19 protein-coding genes are annotated in these 16,965 nt (G+C 66.5%); 15 read left to right on the top strand and 4 right to left on the bottom strand.

The genetic code is table 11. The features are described from left to right. Positions 1–52 precede the first annotated feature (52 nt). The 10 genes from atpB (at position 53) to QM618_RS07620 (ending at position 8,204) form a co-directional block, all read left to right on the top strand. Positions 53–739, top strand: coding sequence for a F0F1 ATP synthase subunit A (gene atpB / locus QM618_RS07665; protein WP_428096502.1), 687 nt, complete (start codon positions 53–55; stop codon positions 737–739). A 36-nt stretch (positions 740–775) separates the two neighbouring features. Then, positions 776–1,018, top strand: a complete 243-nt coding sequence (gene atpE, locus QM618_RS07660) for an ATP synthase F0 subunit C (protein WP_428096377.1) — start codon at positions 776–778, stop codon at positions 1,016–1,018. Between the two features lie 3 nt (positions 1,019–1,021). Continuing rightward, positions 1,022–1,588 carry a F0F1 ATP synthase subunit B gene (locus QM618_RS07655; RefSeq protein WP_428096374.1) on the top strand — a complete coding sequence of 189 codons (567 nt, stop codon included), beginning with the start codon at positions 1,022–1,024 and terminating at the stop codon, positions 1,586–1,588. 2 nt (positions 1,589–1,590) lie between these two features. Beyond that, positions 1,591–2,403: a F0F1 ATP synthase subunit delta gene (locus QM618_RS07650; RefSeq protein ID WP_428096371.1), complete on the top strand. Its 813-nt coding sequence runs from the start codon at positions 1,591–1,593 to the stop codon at positions 2,401–2,403. 30 nt (positions 2,404–2,433) lie between these two features. Continuing rightward, positions 2,434–4,068 carry a F0F1 ATP synthase subunit alpha gene (gene atpA / locus QM618_RS07645; RefSeq protein ID WP_428096368.1) on the top strand — a complete coding sequence of 545 codons (1,635 nt, stop codon included), beginning with the start codon at positions 2,434–2,436 and terminating at the stop codon, positions 4,066–4,068. A gap of 3 nt (positions 4,069–4,071) precedes the next feature. Next, positions 4,072–4,968, top strand: a complete 897-nt coding sequence (locus tag QM618_RS07640; RefSeq protein ID WP_428096364.1) for a F0F1 ATP synthase subunit gamma — start codon at positions 4,072–4,074, stop codon at positions 4,966–4,968. 16 nt (positions 4,969–4,984) lie between these two features. Beyond that, complete coding sequence (gene atpD, locus QM618_RS07635) at positions 4,985–6,508, top strand: F0F1 ATP synthase subunit beta (RefSeq protein WP_428096359.1); 1,524 nt, start codon at positions 4,985–4,987, stop codon at positions 6,506–6,508. Between the two features lie 3 nt (positions 6,509–6,511). Further along, positions 6,512–6,778, top strand: a complete 267-nt coding sequence (locus tag QM618_RS07630; RefSeq protein WP_428096356.1) for a F0F1 ATP synthase subunit epsilon — start codon at positions 6,512–6,514, stop codon at positions 6,776–6,778. A gap of 23 nt (positions 6,779–6,801) precedes the next feature. Further along, positions 6,802–7,497, top strand: a complete 696-nt coding sequence (gene nucS, locus QM618_RS07625) for an endonuclease NucS (protein ID WP_428096352.1) — start codon at positions 6,802–6,804, stop codon at positions 7,495–7,497. A gap of 131 nt (positions 7,498–7,628) precedes the next feature. Beyond that, positions 7,629–8,204 (top strand): hypothetical protein, encoded by a 576-nt coding sequence (locus QM618_RS07620; RefSeq protein WP_428096349.1) that lies wholly within the window; start codon positions 7,629–7,631, stop codon positions 8,202–8,204. 4 nt (positions 8,205–8,208) lie between these two features. On the opposite strand, the gene QM618_RS07615 is transcribed toward QM618_RS07620, so the two are convergent. After that, on the bottom strand, positions 8,209–8,721 hold the full coding sequence (locus QM618_RS07615) for a hypothetical protein (protein ID WP_428096346.1): 513 nt from the start codon (positions 8,719–8,721) through the stop codon (positions 8,209–8,211). A gap of 152 nt (positions 8,722–8,873) precedes the next feature. Next, complete coding sequence (locus tag QM618_RS07610; protein WP_428096343.1) at positions 8,874–9,041, bottom strand: hypothetical protein; 168 nt, start codon at positions 9,039–9,041, stop codon at positions 8,874–8,876. 334 nt (positions 9,042–9,375) lie between these two features. Here QM618_RS07610 and QM618_RS07605 point away from each other — a divergent pair, with 334 nt between their 5' ends. From QM618_RS07605 to QM618_RS07585, 5 genes are all read left to right on the top strand, one after another. Continuing rightward, entirely contained in the window at positions 9,376–10,830 is a 1,455-nt protein-coding gene (locus QM618_RS07605; protein WP_428096340.1) for a GH1 family beta-glucosidase, read from the top strand. Between the two features lie 105 nt (positions 10,831–10,935). Further along, positions 10,936–11,238 carry a hypothetical protein gene (locus QM618_RS07600; RefSeq protein WP_428096337.1) on the top strand — a complete coding sequence of 101 codons (303 nt, stop codon included), beginning with the start codon at positions 10,936–10,938 and terminating at the stop codon, positions 11,236–11,238. A gap of 25 nt (positions 11,239–11,263) precedes the next feature. Continuing rightward, on the top strand, positions 11,264–11,971 hold the full coding sequence (locus QM618_RS07595) for an alpha/beta hydrolase (RefSeq protein WP_428096498.1): 708 nt from the start codon (positions 11,264–11,266) through the stop codon (positions 11,969–11,971). Positions 11,972–11,975: 4 nt separating this feature from the next. Continuing rightward, on the top strand, positions 11,976–12,728 hold the full coding sequence (locus QM618_RS07590; RefSeq protein WP_428096334.1) for an alpha/beta fold hydrolase: 753 nt from the start codon (positions 11,976–11,978) through the stop codon (positions 12,726–12,728). A 9-nt stretch (positions 12,729–12,737) separates the two neighbouring features. After that, positions 12,738–14,171, top strand: coding sequence for an RNB domain-containing ribonuclease (locus tag QM618_RS07585; protein WP_428096331.1), 1,434 nt, complete (start codon positions 12,738–12,740; stop codon positions 14,169–14,171). Here the strand turns inward: QM618_RS07585 and QM618_RS07580 are convergent. Continuing rightward, entirely contained in the window at positions 14,168–14,575 is a 408-nt protein-coding gene (locus QM618_RS07580; RefSeq protein WP_428096327.1) for a hypothetical protein, read from the bottom strand. The genes QM618_RS07585 and QM618_RS07580 overlap by 4 nt on opposite strands. Then, complete coding sequence (locus QM618_RS07575; protein ID WP_428096324.1) at positions 14,572–16,908, bottom strand: hypothetical protein; 2,337 nt, start codon at positions 16,906–16,908, stop codon at positions 14,572–14,574. Before QM618_RS07575 ends, QM618_RS07580 begins: the two co-directional genes overlap by 4 nt. Between the last annotated feature and the right edge of the window lie 57 nt (positions 16,909–16,965).

Below are 16,965 nucleotides of genomic sequence, written 5' to 3'. Positions count from 1 at the left end.
CTATCCCGACGCCCTGTTCGGCGACGGAACGTTCTACGAGTTCAACCGCGTGATGATGGTTCGCCTCATCGCCGCCGTGCTGCTCGTGGGCATCATGATGTTTGTTGCTCGCCGCGCAACGGTTGTGCCCACGCGCGGCCAGTCGGTGGTGGAGATCATCATCGACTACTTGCGCGAGAACGTCGTGTACTCGACGCTCGGCAAGGTCGAGGGCAAGAAGTACGAAAAGATGCTGCTGACGATGTTCTTCGGCATCTTCGCCTTCAACATCACGGGCATTATTCCCGGCCTCAACATCGCCTCCACGGGCCTCATCGGCGTGTGCCTCGTGCTCGCCGCCACCACGTGGATCGTGTACGTCGTCAACGGTGTGCGCAAGCACGGCGCGGGCGGCTACGTGAAGCACTCACTGTTCCCGCCGGGCGTACCCGTCGCGCTCAAGCCGCTCATCGCGTTCATCGACTTCCTGCAGGTGCTGATCATTCGCCCTGCAACGCTCGCGCTGCGACTCACGATCAACATGATCGTCGGCCACCTGCTGATCGTGCTGACGTACTCCGCAACCAACTACTTCTGGGTGCAGGCGCCGTCCAACTTCAACCTTGCCTACGGTGCCATCACGTTCGTTGGCATCCTCTTCATCACGTGCCTCGAGATCTTCGTGGCAACCCTCCAGGCGTTTATCTTCGCCATCCTCTCGGCCGTGTACATCAACATGGCCATCAGCGAGGACCACTAACCGTCCGGGCCGCAACCGGACACGAAAGGAAACACCATGGCAGACGTCACGACGCTTGCTGAGGTCGCCGTCAACGGCAACCTGAACACCATCGGTTACGGCCTCGCCGCAATCGGCCCGGCCATCGGCCTTGGCATTCTGATGGGTAAGGTCGTCGAGGGCACGGCCCGCCAGCCTGAGATGGCCGGCAAGCTCCAGGGCATCATGTGGATCGGTATTGGTCTTATCGAGGTGCTCGCGCTCATCGGTATCGCCACCCCCTTCTTCCTCCCGAAATAAGCCATGACGACGCTTGCAAGCGTGGTTTTGGCAGCGGAGGAAGGTGCACAGCACAATCCTCTGCTCCCGGAGCCTTTCGAGATCTTCTGGTCGTTCGTTGCCCTGGCGATCATCTTCGGCGCGTTCTTCAAGTGGGTGCTGCCGTCGCTGCTTGGCAACCTCGACAAGCGCGCTGAGCTCATCGAGGGTGGCATCACCAAGGCTGAGAAGGCTCAGGCAGAGGCTGCTGCTGCCCTTGAGGAGTACACGGCACAGCTGACCGACGCTAGGGCTGAGGCTGCACGCATTCGCGAGGATGCGCGTGCGGAGGCTTCGCAGATTCTCGCGGAGACCCGCGAGAAGGCCACGAAGGAAGCCGAGCGCATCGCCGCTGGCGCACAGAAGGCCCTTGAGGCGGAGCGTCAGCAGACGATCGTTGCTCTGCGTTCCGAGGTTGGCGCGCTCGCGACCGAGCTCGCCTCGCGCATCGTCGGTGAGTCCCTGGCCGACGACGCCCGTCAGCAGCGTGTCATCGACACGTTCCTCGACGACCTCGAGAACACCGTCACCAACAGCAAGGCGGAGGCGTAAGCATGCGCGGAACGAGTCAGGCGTCGCGTGACGACGTGCTGGAGACGTTCGACCCCGTGGCCACCGCCGCGGGCAAGGACGCGCTCACGATTGCGGAGCAGTTGTACTCCGTCGTCGACGTCCTTGACTCTTCCGGCTCGCTTCGCCGCGCGCTCACGGACCCCGCTCGCCCAGGCCACGACAAGGCCGAGCTTGTGGACTCACTGTTCGGTTCGCTCGACCCCCGCACGGTCGCGGTCCTCAAGGACTTCGCGCACGCGCGCTGGTCTGACGACCGCGACCTTCCCGAGTCCGTCGAGTACGCCGGAGCGCACGCGCTCTTCGCGTACGCCGAGCAGGCGGGCACGTTGGGCGAGGTGGAGGAAGAGCTGTTCCGCGTGGAGCGAGTGCTCACCGCGAACCGTGACCTCCTCACCGCCGTGAGCAACCGCTCGGCCACCAAAGAGGCGCGCCTCAGCGTCTTCAACGACGTCTTCGACAGCAAGCTTTCCGAGGTGACCACCGCCATGCTGGCGCGCACCGTGGGAGTGCCCCGTGGCCGTCGGCTTGTTCCCACCATCAACCTCCTTCTGGAGGCCGCAGCGCGCCGACGCAACCGCATCATTGCGAACGTCACCGCCGCGGTGGAGCTGAGCGCGGCCCAGCGCTCGCGGCTTGCCACCATTCTTGGCGAGGCGTACGGCCGCGAAATCCAGATCAACGCCAACGTGGACCCCGAGGTCCTCGGTGGCATTCGAGTTCAGGTTGGGGCGGAGGTTGTGGACGGTACCGTCCTGGCCCGCCTCGACGACGCACGACGACGCCTGGTCGGCTAAGCCGACGCACCTTTGACAGGAGAAGTAACCATGACTGACGTGACGATCAGCCCCGACGAGATCAGGGCCGCACTCGACACCTACGTGAAGTCGTACGAGCCCAAGGGCGCCGTTCGCGACGAGGTGGGTCGCGTGGTGCTCGCTGCCGACGGCATCGCGCAGGTTGAGGGCCTGCCGGGCTGCATGGCGAACGAGCTGCTGCGCTTCGAGGACGGCACGCTCGGCCTCGCGCTCAACCTTGACGTTCGCGAGGTGGGTGTCGTTGTGCTCGGCGAGTTCACCGGCATCGAAGAGGGCCAGGAAGTTCGCCGCACCGGAGAGGTGCTCTCCGTTGCGATTGGTGACGGCTACCTCGGTCGCGTTGTTGACCCGCTCGGCAACCCCATCGACGGCCTCGGCGAGATCGAGACCTCCGGTCGCCGCGCCCTCGAACTGCAGGCCCCGGGCGTGATGGCCCGTAAGTCCGTGCACGAGCCGCTCCAGACGGGCCTCAAGGCCATCGACGCGATGATCCCGATCGGCCGCGGCCAGCGCCAGCTGATCATCGGCGACCGCCAGACGGGCAAGACCGCCATCGCGATCGACACGATCATCAACCAGAAGGCCAACTGGGACTCCGGTGACCCCACCAAGCAGGTGCGCTGCATCTACGTCGCCATCGGCCAGAAGGGCTCCACGATTGCGTCCGTGCGTGGAGCGCTCGAGGAGGCAGGCGCCCTGGAGTACACGACGATCGTCGCTGCTCCTGCGTCGGACCCCGCGGGCTTCAAGTACCTCGCGCCCTACACAGGCTCTGCCATCGGCCAGCACTGGATGTACGACGGCAAGCACGTCCTGATCATCTTCGATGACCTGTCGAAGCAGGCAGAGGCCTACCGCGCCGTGTCCCTGCTGCTGCGCCGTCCCCCGGGCCGCGAGGCGTACCCCGGAGACGTCTTCTACTTGCACAGCCGTCTGCTTGAGCGTTGCGCCAAGCTGTCCGACGACATGGGCGCGGGCTCGATGACCGGTCTTCCCGTCATCGAGACCAAGGCAAACGACGTCTCGGCGTACATCCCCACGAACGTCATCTCCATTACGGACGGCCAGATCTTCCTCCAGTCCGACCTCTTCAACGCCAACCAGCGCCCCGCCATTGACGTGGGTATCTCGGTGTCTCGCGTTGGTGGTTCGGCTCAGGTGAAGGCCATGAAGTCCGTGTCCGGAACGCTCAAGATCGACCTCGCGCAGTACCGCTCGCTCGAGGCGTTCGCGATGTTTGCGTCCGACCTTGACGCCGCATCGCGTGCTCAGTTGACCCGTGGCGCGCGCCTCATGGAGCTGCTCAAGCAGCCCCAGTACTCGCCGTACCCCGTCGAGGAGCAGGTCGTCTCGATCTGGGCCGGCACCAAGGGCAAGCTCGACAAGATCGCCGTTGCGGACGTTCTCCGCTTCGAGCGCGAGTTGCTTGACCACCTGCGTCGTAACACCTCGATCCTCACCGACATCGCCTCTTCTGGCGTGCTCGCGAAGGAGACAGAGGCCGAGCTCGAGAAGAACGTCGACGACTACGTCTCGACGTTCCTTGCGGGCGAGGGCGTCGAACTCACCACCGAGTCCACCATCGAAGGTGGCGGCGAGGTTGAGGTCGAGCAGGAGCAGATCGTCACGGCAAAGAAGAAGTAGCGAATGGGTGGACAGCAGCGCGTCTACCGGCAACGGATCCGGTCGACACAGTCGCTGAAGAAGATCTTCCGTGCGATGGAGCTCATTGCGGCTTCACGCATCGGAAAGGCGCGAGCGCACGTGGCCGCGGCCACGCCGTACTCGCGCGCCCTGACGCGTGCCATCAGCGCCGTCGCCACTCACTCGTCTGTGGACCACCCGCTCACCACGATGCGTACGGACACCAACCGGGTTGCCGTGCTCACCGTTGCCGCCGACCGCGGTATGGCGGGCGCGTACACGGCAAACGTGCTGCGTGAGGCGGAGCGCTTGCGCGAGCGCCTCACTCGCGATGGTCACGAGGTAGTGCAGTTTGCCTCTGGCAGGCGCGCGGTGAGCTACTACGGCTTCCGTCGCCGTGAGCTCGCGGGGCAGTGGTCCGGCGGCTCTGACGCCCCAACGCACGCACGCGCCAAGGAGATCGCGGCGAAGCTGTTCGACGCGTTCACGGCCGCGCCCGAGGACGGCGGGGTTGCCGAGCTGCACGTGGTCTACACCCACTTCACGTCGATGGTGTCGCAAGAGACCCGCGTGATTCGCCTGCTTCCGCTCGAGATCGTGGAAGGCGTCAGCGAGCCCGGAGAGGGCGTTGCTCCGCTGTATGACTTCGAGCCAAGCGCCGAAGACGTGCTCGACGCGTTGCTGCCGCGCTACATCGAGGCACGCCTCTACTCAGTTCTTCTCCAGGCCGCCGCGTCTGAGCTCGCTAACCGTCAGCGGGCCATGAATACCGCGGTGTCGAACGCCGAAGAGATCGTCCGTAAGTACACCAGGCTCGCCAACTCGGCGCGCCAGTCTGAGATCACCCAGGAAATCAGCGAGATCGTCTCGGGCGCGGATGCGCTCGCTTCGGCTTCGTGATCGGAAACGAGAGACCATGACCCCCACCGCGAAGACCACGAAGGCTCCCGCAGCCAAGGCTCCCGCCAAGAAGGCTCCGGCCGCGAAGAAGGACGCCAACCCCGACGTCGTCGTGGGCCGCGTCGCCCGCGTCATCGGCCCCGTCGTTGACATCGAGTTCCCTGCGGACGCGATTCCCGACATCTACAACGCGCTCACGGTCGACATCGACCTGTCGAGCCAGGGTGAGGATGAGGGCGTTCTGCACATGACGCTTGAGGTTGCGCAGCACCTCGGCGACAACATGGTGCGCGCCATCGCCCTGAAGCCCACCGACGGCCTCGTGCGCGGCGCCCTGGTGCAGGACACCGGCGCGGCGATCTCCGTCCCCGTTGGCGACGTCACCAAGGGTCACGTGTTCAACGTGACCGGCGACGTGCTTAACGCCGAGGAGGGCGAGAAGCTCGAGATCACCGAGCGCTGGCCCATCCACCGCAAGCCCCCGGCCTTTGACCAGCTCGAGTCCAAGACCCAGATGTTCGAGACCGGCATCAAGGTCATCGACCTCCTCACGCCGTACGTGCAGGGTGGAAAGATCGGCCTCTTCGGTGGTGCCGGTGTGGGTAAGACCGTCCTCATCCAGGAGATGATCTACCGCGTCGCCAACAACCACAACGGTGTGTCGGTGTTCGCCGGTGTGGGTGAGCGCACCCGTGAGGGCAACGACCTCATCCAGGAAATGACCGAGTCTGGCGTTATCAAGCAGACCGCTCTTGTGTTTGGCCAGATGGACGAGCCGCCGGGCACGCGTCTTCGCGTGGCGCTCTCGGCCCTGACGATGGCGGAGTACTTCCGCGACGTGCAGGCCCAGGACGTGCTGCTCTTCATCGACAACATCTTCCGCTTCACGCAGGCGGGTTCCGAGGTGTCGACCCTGCTGGGCCGCATGCCGTCGGCCGTGGGCTACCAGCCCAACCTTGCCGACGAGATGGGTCTGCTCCAGGAGCGCATCACCTCGACGCGCGGCCACTCCATCACGTCGCTGCAGGCCATCTACGTTCCCGCTGACGACTACACGGACCCCGCCCCGGCAACGACGTTCGCGCACCTTGACGCCACGACGGAGCTCTCCCGTGAGATCGCCTCGCGCGGTCTGTACCCCGCCGTGGACCCGCTCACCTCGACGTCCCGCATCCTCGACCCCCGCTACGTGGGCCAGGACCACTACACCACCGCGAACGACGTCAAGTCGATCCTGCAGCGCAACAAGGAGCTTCAGGACATCATCGCGATCCTCGGTGTGGACGAGCTCTCCGAAGAGGACAAGATCATCGTGGCTCGCGCCCGCAAGATCCAGCAGTTCCTCTCGCAGAACACCTACATGGCCACCCAGTTCACCTCGGTGCCCGGCTCCACGGTTCCGCTGTCCGAGACCATCGAGGCCTTCAGCGGCATCGTCAACGGTAAGTACGACCACGTTGCGGAGCAGGCGTTCTTCAACATCGGTGGCATCGAAGACCTCGAGAAGAACTGGGATCGCATCCAGAAGGAGATCGGCTAAGCCATGGCCGACGCTCTCACCGTCGACATCGTGGGGCCGGACCGCGTGCTGTGGTCCGGCACCGCGGATCGCGTCGTCGCGCCCTCGGTTGAGGGTGACCTCGGCTTCCTCGCCAACCACGAGCCCGTGCTCTCCGTGCTGCGTCCCGGCACGGTGCGCGTGCACGGCGAGGCTGGCGACACGGCCGTGGAGATCTCTGGCGGCTTCGTCTCCTTTGACCACAATGTGATCACGATCGTCGCGGAGCCCGTAGAGCTCGACAACGCGTAGACGAGCGTGCGGGTCCTCATCGCATGCGTGTTGTGATTGCGCAGTGCGCGGCCCGCTACACGGGCCGTCTCAACGCGTCGTTGCCCCTGGCAACGCGCGCGATCATGGTCAAGGCAGACGGCTCCGTCCTCTTGCACTCCGACGGCGGCTCATACAAGCCGCTCAACTGGATGAGCCCACCATGCACTCTGCGCTCCGCGTTGCCCGACGCTGAGGCAAGTTCTCGTGGCGTCACGGCCGTGTGGGTGGTTCAGCACGACAAGACGGACGATCGCCTCGAGATAGAGCTCTACGAGGTCTTCTCCGATTCCGAACACGCACTGGGCGTGGACCCCGGCCTCATCAAGGACGGCGTTGAGGCTCACCTGCAGGTGCTGCTCGCCGAGCAGATCACTCTGCTCGGCGCGGGCCACACCCTGGTGCGCCGCGAGTTTCCCACCGCGATTGGTCCGGTGGACATCATGGCGCGCGACTCAGGTGGAGCATCCGTTGCCGTGGAGATCAAGCGACGCGGCGACATTGACGGCGTGGAGCAGCTGACCCGCTACTTGGAGCTGCTCAACCGCGATCCGCTGCTAGCACCCGTGGCCGGCGTCTTCGCCGCCCAAGAGATCAAGCCTCAGGCGCGCGTGCTCGCCGAGGACAGAGGCATCCGCTGCGTCATCCTCAACTACGAGGAGATGAAGGGCGAAGACGACGCCGAGAAGCGGCTCTTCTAGCCTCTCCTGGTCCACGCAGGCAGAGGTGAGGTCCCCGCGTACTCGCCCCAGCGTCGGGCAGGCGGGCAAACGTGCCCTAACCGCAATCTGGCCCATGGATAGCCAAGCTCAAAGCCGCGTACCCTTGATCCATGGCCACCGCACCCAAGCCGCTGCGCACCTCCGTGAAGGAGCAGGAGCCCGGCGCCTTTCTGTACGCCCAGTTTGGGGTGCACTGGCGCGCGGGGGCCGCGAGCCTCATCCCATTCATGATCATCTACTTCACGACGCAGCCTTTTGGCGCCGCGGTGCAGACGTTGACGATGGGCGGCTTCATCATTGGACCCGCGGTGTTGGCGATCTTTGCGACTCTGTGGGCACTGATGAGTTACGGGCTGCTCCATCGGCTGCGGTTCGACTTCCGCACCTGGGTGCACTACACGGTGTACGCAATAGCAGGGGCGATAGGCCTGTGGCTGCTCGCGATCGTCTCTCTCATCCTGGTGCAGGCGTACAACACTGAGGGAAGTCTTGACTTCTGGAACGCCTCGGCGTTCGCGGGGTTCATGTGGGCGTCGCCGCTCTTGGGGGCCGTGAGTTCCATCGTGGGCAGGCGCACGCTCGCCGCGGGCATTCGATGGACGATCATCCGCGAGCGCCCGCCGCTTCCTGACGTGTTCACGTACGTCGAGGGCAAGCACGACCGCGACGAGTTCCAGCGGATGTGAATGGCTAGCCTTTGGCGGGATCTCCACCGTCGAGAACCGTGAAGCAGTTGACATCTCCTGCAGAGTCCGTGAGCGCCTGGGTCATCGCCTGCTCGATTTCGTCCGCGGTTGCATCTGCGTCTACGCGCACCCCATGTGACTCTAGGCACGCTCTGATGAGAGGGACGCTCTCAACGAAATGCTGGGCGTGGGCCTCGGTCGCTGCCGGTTGTGTCTGGTACACCTGAGAGATCCACTGAAACTCCTTCGTGTCGCACCGGTCTGCGAGCGCTTCGAGCTTGCTGTTGTCTTCGAGCCCCACGTGTGCTTCGTATCCCGGGATGTCCAAACCCTGAACCGTGTACAGCACGTATGATGCGCTAACTCCTGCCTCGGTCATGCACTGGACGGCATTGAGTGCTGCCTCGTGGGCGTGTTCCAGGGTGACCTCGCCCACACGCTCCGCGTCCTCAAGCAACGCAATCTGGGCCGTACTCGCTTCGCCCTCGCGAGCACTTTCGAGCGCCTGCCCGATCACTTCATCGAACCCTTCGCCGCCATCCTCCGTCGCGCTGGGAGATGCGGCGCCTCCGCCGCAGCCAGCGAGCATCAAGCAGACCGAAAGCGACGCTGAGGCGGCAATTGATGCCCAACCGTTAGGCGTCGACTTTCTCACGGCGGAGTGGGGCCCTAGTTGCCGCTCGCGTCCTCGTGGTAGATCTTGTATTTGGCCAGGGTTCCGGAGGGAACCACCGCGGGCCCGTAACTCGAGTACCAGAAGACGATTGAATACGAGCCACTCGTGTTCCACGCTCGTCCACCGATGTCATGGGAACAGGTGCCTGACAGTTCGTGCACGGTGGCGTTTGTCGAGAATGCGAATCCCGAGGTCGTACACCCTGGATCGGGGAAGTAGTAGTTTCCCGAGTCGTCTGTGATATACGGCGATATCCAGTACGCGGAGGCTCGCGCGGCCGTAACGAGGGACAGGGATAGAGCCAGGGCTAGTGCCGTCCCGGTTCGTTGGGGGATCTTTGGTGCCGTCAAGGTTATCCTCCTGCGCCCAGAAGTCGCTCAGCGTCTCACTGCAGACCGGTGTTGGGTCCAGCATCGCACGCGGGTTGGCGTGATGCAACGTCCTGTATGGCGAAACGTTTCGCGAGCGCGCCTACCGCCCGGTAGGCTGGCCCGCATGACAACGCAGTCCCCCTCTCAGTTCCCCACAGACTTCCTCTTCGGTGCGGCAACGGCCGCGTATCAAATCGAGGGCTCGGCCACCAACGGCGGTGGCGGCGCCTCGATCTGGGACACCTTCTCTCACACCGAAGGCAAGACCCTCAACGGCGACACCGGCGACGTCGCGTGCGACCACTACAACCGCTACGCGGACGACGTCGCGGCGATGGCAGAGATCGGCCTCACCGCCTACCGCTTCTCCTTCTCGTGGCCGCGCATTCTGCCCACGGGCCGCGGCGAGGTGAACCACGAGGGCATCGCGTTCTACCACCGCCTCCTCGACGAGCTGGAGTCCAGGGGCATCGAGCCCATCGCCACGCTCTACCACTGGGACCTGCCTCAGGCTCTCGAGACGCAAGGTGGCTGGCCCGTGCGCTCCACGGCGGAGGCGTTCGTCGAGTACGCGCGGATCATGGCCACGGAGTTTGGTAGCCGCATCCGGTACTGGACCACGTTCAACGAGCCGTGGTGCACGTCGTTCCTTGGGTACGGCTCCGGCGCCCACGCTCCCGGGCGCAGCGACCATGCGGACTCACTTGCCGCGACGCACCACCTCAACCTCGCCCACGGACTCGCGTACCGCGCCATCAAGGAGGTTGCCCCCGAGGCAACCGTGAGCATCGTCCTGAACTCTCACCTTCCGCGCCCGTGGAACGTCGCGGACCCGCGTGACCTTCACGCCGCGCAGAAGATCGACGCGCTCGCCAACGGAGTGTTTATCGAGCCACTCACGCTTGGTCGCTACCCGGAGATCACGCTTGAGTCCACGAAGGACATCACCGACTGGGCGTTTGTCCAGGACGGTGACCTCGACGCCATCAAGGGCTCGCTGGACCTCATCGGCGTCAACTACTACTCGAGCCACTCGGTGCGCCACCACGACGGGCCGCGCCACGACACGGGCGAGGACGGCCACAAGACCACGCGCTTCAGCTGCTGGCCCGGCGCGGATGACGTGGAGTTCATGCCGCTCATCGGCCGCCGCACCACGATGGGCTGGAACGTGGACCCAAGCGGCTTCCACGCGCACCTCATGCGCATCTCGCGCGCGTTCGACGTGCCGATCATCGTCACCGAGAACGGCGCGTCGTGGCCCGACGAGGTGGACGAGGACGGCCGCATCCGCGACATCGACCGCTACACGTACTACCACGACCACCTGAGCGCCTTGCTGCTCGCCCGCGCGGAGGGCGCCGACATCCGCGGATACATGGCGTGGAGCCTCATGGACAACTTTGAGTGGGGCTGGGGCTACTCCAAGCGCTTCGGCATGCTTCGCGTGGACTACGACACCCAGGTGCGCACGTGGAAGGACTCGGCGTATTGGTACGCAGAGACCATCCGCAATCGCGAGGTGACGCCGCTGGAGGCGATCGAGGGTCTGGTCGCGACTCCGCCGAGGGCGTACTGACGGACCAACAGCGCTGTGGTCCGTTGGGTTCCGTGGAATCGCGGAATCCAACGGACCCACGGCCAGCCAGTCCGTCACGTTCCGGGGCCAACCTAGACTTATCTCATGCCCACCGGTCGTCGCTCCAACAAGCGCCCGTACGGCAAGCCTCACGAGGAGTTCGATCCCGAGCGCGCCATGGGCGGCGGCCCTCGCATCGAGCCTGGCCCCGGCGGGGAGAGGTTCTATGTCGCCACCCCTCGCCCCACGGACAAGACCTACATCTGCCCCGGCTGCCAGCAGGAAATACCAGGGGATATGCAGCACATCGCCGCCTGGCCGGTTGAGCACATGTTTGGCGAGGCGGCCGCGAAAGATGCCCGACGGCACTGGCACCTAGCCTGTTGGCGCCGGTTTGGCGGTAGTTGACGTGGGCATCCAAGAACTCAAGTCCATGACCGTGCTCCCCGCGCACCGCGAGGACATCGAGTTGCGCACCTCGGACGGGCTGACCCTCGTCGGCGAACTCGCGACCCCCGCGAGCGGCCCCATCGAGGCCACACTCATCACACTTCACCCGCTGCCCACACATGGCGGCTTCATGGACTCGCACATCTACCGCAAGGCGTCGTGGCGGCTCCCGCACCTCGCGAACGTGGCCGTGCTGCGGTTCAACACGCGCGGCACCCACTCGCCGCGCGGCACCAGCCAGGGAGAGTTTGGAGGAGGCGGACCGGAAGAGGCGGACGTCCACGCCGCCGTCGATTACGCCGTCACGCATGACCTTCCCAACCGGTGGCTCGTCGGCTGGAGCTTCGGCACCGAGCTCGCGCTCATGCACGGAGCCGAGCTCGACGTGGAAGGCGCCATCCTGCTTTCCCCACCCTTGCACCGCGCAGGCGAGGCGGACCTCCAAGCCTGGACGGCGTCGGGCAAACCGGTGACCGTGCTGGTGCCTGAGCACGACGACTACTTGCGCCCGGAGGCCGCCACCCAGGCATTTGAACCGCTTACCCAAGCGGAGCTGATTGCCGTCGAGGGCGCCAAGCACCTCTGGGTGGGCGAGCCGTACGTGCGGCGCGTGCTCGACGAGATCGTCTCCGTGGTTGCGCCCCACAAGGCCCCGCTGCCCACCGAGGTGGACGCGTCCGTGGTCGAATAGGGGAGTGAGCACCCCTCCGGACGGCACGCCCTTGGTCCTTCTCAATGCGTTCCCCGTGGATCGCAGCCAGTGGGAGGGCCTCATCGCGGAACTCGCGGACATTGTGCACGGCGACATCATCGCGTTCGACATCCCTGGTATTGGCGAGATGCCGATGACCGAGGAGGAGCCCTCGCTGGAACTCATCGCGGACGCCGCGGTGGTGGCTATGCGCGAGGCAACGGGCCATGACGCTGCGGTGTGGGTTGGTTGCTCGATGGGCGGCTACATCGCCATGGCGGTTGCTGAACGCGAGCCGACGGCGGTGGCTGGCCTAGGTCTCATTGGCACCAGGGCAACGGCGGACGACGCGGCGGGTGCTGCAAAGCGTTTGGAGATTGCGCGCACCGTGGAGGATGCGGAGCGGCACCCCAACCCGCGCCAGGTGGCGGAGGATCTCATCGGCACACAGGGGGAGCGCCGGCCGGCTCTCGTGAGCGCGATTGAGGCGAACGTCGCCACCCACTCCGGCGCCGGGATTGCCTGGGGTCAGCGCGCCATGGCGGCGCGCCCCGACCGCACCGAGGTGTTGCGCACCGTGGACGCTCCCGCCGTGGTGGTCATCGGGGAGAACGACGGCCTGGTGCCCCGCGCGGACGCGGAGGCAATGGCTGCGGCGTTAGGGGTGGAACCGGTGGTGCTGACCGGGATTGGTCACCTCGCCGCGTTTGAGGCCCCCGATGCGGTGGCGCGAGCTCTCGCGCCGCTGTTCGAGTAAGGGCTACCGGTGGCGGTCCGCAGGCTTGTCGCGCGCGTGCCCTTGGATGAGCTCGCGCCCACCTTTGCCGAGATCCGCAGGCGCCACGAGGTGGCGGAGGTGTACCCGCGGGATGCGCTCGCGGACGTTGACGCCGCGCGTGCGGCGAATGCCCATGGCGGGGAGCTGGCTCATGTTGACGGGGAGCGCGCGGACCGCACGGATCTCGAACTCGTCACCATTGACCCCGAGGGCTCGCGGGATCTTGACCAGGCGCTCGCGGTCGAGGCTACTGACGCCGGGTGGCTGGTCCACTACGCGATCGCCGATGTTGGCGCGCACGTCACTCCCGGAGGGGCGCTGGACCGCGACACGTGGTCGCGCGTGGAGACGGTCTATTGCCCCGACAAGCGCGTGGGACTCCACCCGCCGCAGCTCTCGGAAGGCTTCGCCTCGCTCCTCCCCGGACAGCGCACCAAGGCCGTGTTGTGGTCCCTCGAGGTGGCGAGCGACGGGGCGCTCGGCGCGGCGCGTGTGGAGCGCGCGTGGGTCACGTCCAGGCGCCAGTACTCGTATGACGAGCTACGCTTGGCGCCTCCCGATGAGGCAAAATCCCTGGTAGATGTCATGCGAACGCTCGGCGACGCGCGCCGCGAGTATGTCCGCGCCGGAGGCGGCGTGACGCTCCCCAAGCCCAGCCAAGAGGTGGACGTGGACAACGGCCAGCTCACCCTCGAGTTCCGCGCGGCTACGGGTATTGAGGATGACAATGCTCAAATCTCGCTCCTGACTGGGGAGGCCGCCGCGCGCATGATGCTTGAGGCCGGCGTTGGCGTGCTGCGCACCATGCCTCCCGCGCAGCCAGAGGACATTGAGCGGCTGCGGAGGCAAGCGCTCGCGATCGGCGTGGAGTGGCCGCACGGCGCCTCATACGGTGAGGTTCTCGACGCGCTGGACCCCGCAACGCCCAAGGCCGCGGCGTTCCTCACGCAGGCAACGAGGCTGTTCCGCGGCGCCGCGTGGGAACCCTTCGATGGCCAAGCGTTGCCGGTGCCCGAACACACCACGCACGGGGCCCTGGCCCGCCCCTACGCGCACGTCACGGCGCCGCTGCGGCGCCTCGTGGATCGCTACGGCACCGAGGTGTGCCTTGCGCACACCTCGGGCCGCGCTGTTCCGGAGTGGGTACTCGCGGCACTTCCGCGACTCGGCGAAACGATGATGGCCGGTGTGCGCGTCGGCTCGGCCATTGACCGCGAGTGCGTCGATGCCGTGGAGGCCGCCGTGCTCAAGCCGCACGTTGGGGAGACTTTCACCGCCGTCGGGCTGGACGACCGCACCATCCAACTGGAGAACCCGGCCGTCGTCGCCACGTGCGCGGGCGAGGTAAAGGTGGGGGAGCGCCAGCGGGTGCGGCTGGTCACTGCCGACGCTGGGAAGGCCGAGTTTCAGACGGTTACCTAGGCAGGCTTCCAGTCGTTGCCTGCCGCGAGGCGCCCCGCGAGCGCGTCGGTGAGGGGCATGGACTCGCCATCGCGGGCTCCACGGCCAATCTCAAGCAGCGGCTCTCCCGGCTCGAGCGTCACGCCCGTGAACCGGGCGGCGACGCCGCCGGCGGTGGACAGCACGTAGAAGACGCCGTCCGTGGAGATGCCGAGCGAACGATCGCGCTTCAGGTACCAGCCCGTGACCTGAGTCTTGTACCTGGTAGATCCGTTGTAGGCGCGAGCCGTGAGCCGCTCTGGGCGAACTCCAGCCGCGATGGCGTCACGAGCGAACTGCTCCACGAGCACTCGCGCCGTGGCGGCCTCCGCCTCGCGGGCGCGGGCCATCGCCTGCGCCTTGCGAACGTGCGGGTTGTCGCTCACGACTCGGAGGGCTCCTCCGCCACCTCTGGCGCCTTGAGTTTGGCGGCGGCGGCGAGGTTGCCGATGGGGTCGTTGGACAGCAGCGAGCGCAGGTCGTCGAGGTAGCCCGTGATGGACTCGCGCTGGCGGTTGAGTTCCTCAACCTCTTTCTGGGCGTTGGTGCGCTCGCGCTCGGCGTCCGCGACGGCCTCGGAGATGATGCCTTCCGCGTGCTCGCGGGACTCGGAGACGATCTCGTCCGCGTTGTTGCGGGCGTTGGACAGCAGGGTCTGCGAGTGCACCTCGGATTCGCGGCGCACCACCTCTGCGCGCTCTAGGGTCGCGGCGAGGCGCTCCTCTGCCTCTTCCGCGCGTGCCTGAGCATCGGCGACGAGCGACTGCATCTCCGCCTGCACTTCTTGGTTGCGGCGCGTGAGTTCGCGCTCCGCATCCTCGCGCTTCTTTGCGATCTCCATCTGCAGGTCTTCGCGGGCGCGGCGCGACTCTTCACGCACGGCCTCCGCCTCGGCATTCGCTGCCGACCGCTCGCTCGCGGCCGCCTCGCGGGCCTCCACGAGGTGCGCAGTGGCCTCTTCGCGAGCCGCCTCGAGGGCCGCCGCGCCGTCCCGCTCCGCGTCCGCACGTAGTCGCGCTGCCGTGGCAGCGGCGGCCTCGAACGCGGCCGTTGCCTTGGACTTCAACCCCGCGACGTGCTCGTCGGTTTCTGCACGCAGCGCCGCGGTGTCGGCGTCTGCGCTGGCACGAAGCTCCGCGGTCTCGCGAGCGGCGGTCTCGCGGAGCTCCGCCACCTCGGCGTCAACCTCGGCGCGCAGTTCCTGTGCGTCTCGCTTGGCCTGCTTGAGAGTGGATGCGGCCTCCGCGCGCTGTGAGGCGATAAGGGCGTCGTGCGTTGACCGTTCCTTCGCGATCTGCGCCTCGTGCGCCTCTCGCGCGGCGGCGAGGGTGGCCTCGTGCTCCGCGCGTCCCTTGGCGATGTCGGTGTTCGCCTGGCTCAGCGCCGCAGCAACTTCCGCACGCTGGGACGCGATCTGCTCGTCGTGCGCCGCACGCTCGTCCTTGATCGTGGCTTCGTGGGCCGCGCGCTCGGCGGCGATGCGCGAGCGGTGTGCGGCGAGCTCGTCCGCGATAGCGGCCTCGTGGGCCGCGCGCTCCGCGGCGATGGCCGCCTCATGCTCGGAGCGCTCTTGCGCAATCCGCGCGTCGTGAGCCTGACGCTCCTCGGCGATCGTTGCGTTGAACTGGGCCTTGCCCTTGGCGATCTCGCCCTCGTGGCGCGAGCGCTCTTGCTTGAGAATCGCGTCGTGAGCCGCGCGTTCCTGGTCAACCTGGGCGGCCGCGGAGGCGCGCATCTCTGCGACCTCCTCTTCCGCTGCGGCGAATGCCTCTGCGGACTCTGCCCGCAGGCGCGTGACCTCCGCATCCGCAGTGGAGCGGAGATCGGCCGCCTCGGCCTCCGCGAGGGTGCGCGCCTTGACGATGTCCGCATCGGCGTTGGCTAGCAGCTCGTCCGCGTGCTCGCGAGCGTCAGCAAGCCGACGCTCGGCCTCGCTCGTGAGGCGCGTCGCCTCCTCTTGGGTGGCCGTGGACAGGGCTTCCGCCTCGTTGCGGGCGGCGGCGAGGATTGCCTCCGCCTCGGCGCGCTGGGCGTTCGCCGCCTCGTTGGCCTCCGCCGTGAGCCGTTCCGCCTCGGCCTGGGCGGCGTCGACGCGCTCTTGGGCCTCGCGCTGGCTCGTGACGAGCGCCTCTGTGGTCTCGCGCTCCGTCGTGGCGCGCAGCGTGTGAAGCTCGCGATCGGTGGACGCCTTCTTGTCGGCAATCTCAGCGTCGGCGTTCTGGGCGTTGCGCTCTGCCTCGCGCTTGGCCCGGTCGAGGATCTCTTGAGCCTGACGGTCGGAGGCTTCTTTGAGCGCCGCGGCAGCGTTCTCCGCTTGCGTCTTGATCTCATCCGCCTCGCGCCTGCTCTGCGCGAGGATCTCGGCAACCTCATTGTCCGCTCGCGCGCGCAATTGTTGCGCCGCGACAGTGGCACGGGCAACGGTGTCTTGAGCGTGCGTTGTGGCACGAGCCAGCACGTCTGAGGACTGCTCCTCTGCGGACCGCAAGAGGTTCTCCACGCGCGCGCCAAGGCCCTTGTACGTGGGCTTTTCCGCCTCGCCAAGCGCCTTGTTGGCCTCGTCGAGCGACTTCGCGGCGGCCTCAGCCTTCTCCGCGTTGTCCGCCGCCGCCTTCTTCGCGCTCGCAACTTCCGCTTCGAGGCGGGCGATGTGGGCCGAGACCGCATCACGGTCATAGCCCCGCATCGTTACGGGGAAGGGGAGGTTCTCGTCGGACATGTGTGCTCCTTAGTAGCGCCGCAAAAGTGCGCCGGTAACAGGGTAGTGCGCGCCAGG

Source organism: Demequina sp., assembly GCF_049841215.1.
Lineage (GTDB): Bacteria > Actinomycetota > Actinomycetes > Actinomycetales > Demequinaceae > Demequina.
Note: the sequence above shows the minus strand (reverse complement) of the source record. Positions and strands in the feature narration are given on the sequence as shown.

Coding starts and splice junctions, on each gene's coding strand:
- QM618_RS07640 (WP_428096364.1), top strand. CDS start 4,072: ATGGGTGGACAGCAGCGCGTCTACCGGCAACGGATCCGGTCGACACAG.
- QM618_RS07655 (WP_428096374.1), top strand. CDS start 1,022: ATGACGACGCTTGCAAGCGTGGTTTTGGCAGCGGAGGAAGGTGCACAG.
- atpA (WP_428096368.1), top strand. CDS start 2,434: ATGACTGACGTGACGATCAGCCCCGACGAGATCAGGGCCGCACTCGAC.
- QM618_RS07600 (WP_428096337.1), top strand. CDS start 10,936: ATGCCCACCGGTCGTCGCTCCAACAAGCGCCCGTACGGCAAGCCTCAC.
- atpE (WP_428096377.1), top strand. CDS start 776: ATGGCAGACGTCACGACGCTTGCTGAGGTCGCCGTCAACGGCAACCTG.
- atpB (WP_428096502.1), top strand. CDS start 53: ATGATGGTTCGCCTCATCGCCGCCGTGCTGCTCGTGGGCATCATGATG.
- QM618_RS07575 (WP_428096324.1), bottom strand. CDS start 16,908: ATGTCCGACGAGAACCTCCCCTTCCCCGTAACGATGCGGGGCTATGAC.
- nucS (WP_428096352.1), top strand. CDS start 6,802: ATGCGTGTTGTGATTGCGCAGTGCGCGGCCCGCTACACGGGCCGTCTC.
- QM618_RS07605 (WP_428096340.1), top strand. CDS start 9,376: ATGACAACGCAGTCCCCCTCTCAGTTCCCCACAGACTTCCTCTTCGGT.
- QM618_RS07620 (WP_428096349.1), top strand. CDS start 7,629: ATGGCCACCGCACCCAAGCCGCTGCGCACCTCCGTGAAGGAGCAGGAG.
- QM618_RS07595 (WP_428096498.1), top strand. CDS start 11,264: ATGACCGTGCTCCCCGCGCACCGCGAGGACATCGAGTTGCGCACCTCG.
- QM618_RS07650 (WP_428096371.1), top strand. CDS start 1,591: ATGCGCGGAACGAGTCAGGCGTCGCGTGACGACGTGCTGGAGACGTTC.
- atpD (WP_428096359.1), top strand. CDS start 4,985: ATGACCCCCACCGCGAAGACCACGAAGGCTCCCGCAGCCAAGGCTCCC.
- QM618_RS07630 (WP_428096356.1), top strand. CDS start 6,512: ATGGCCGACGCTCTCACCGTCGACATCGTGGGGCCGGACCGCGTGCTG.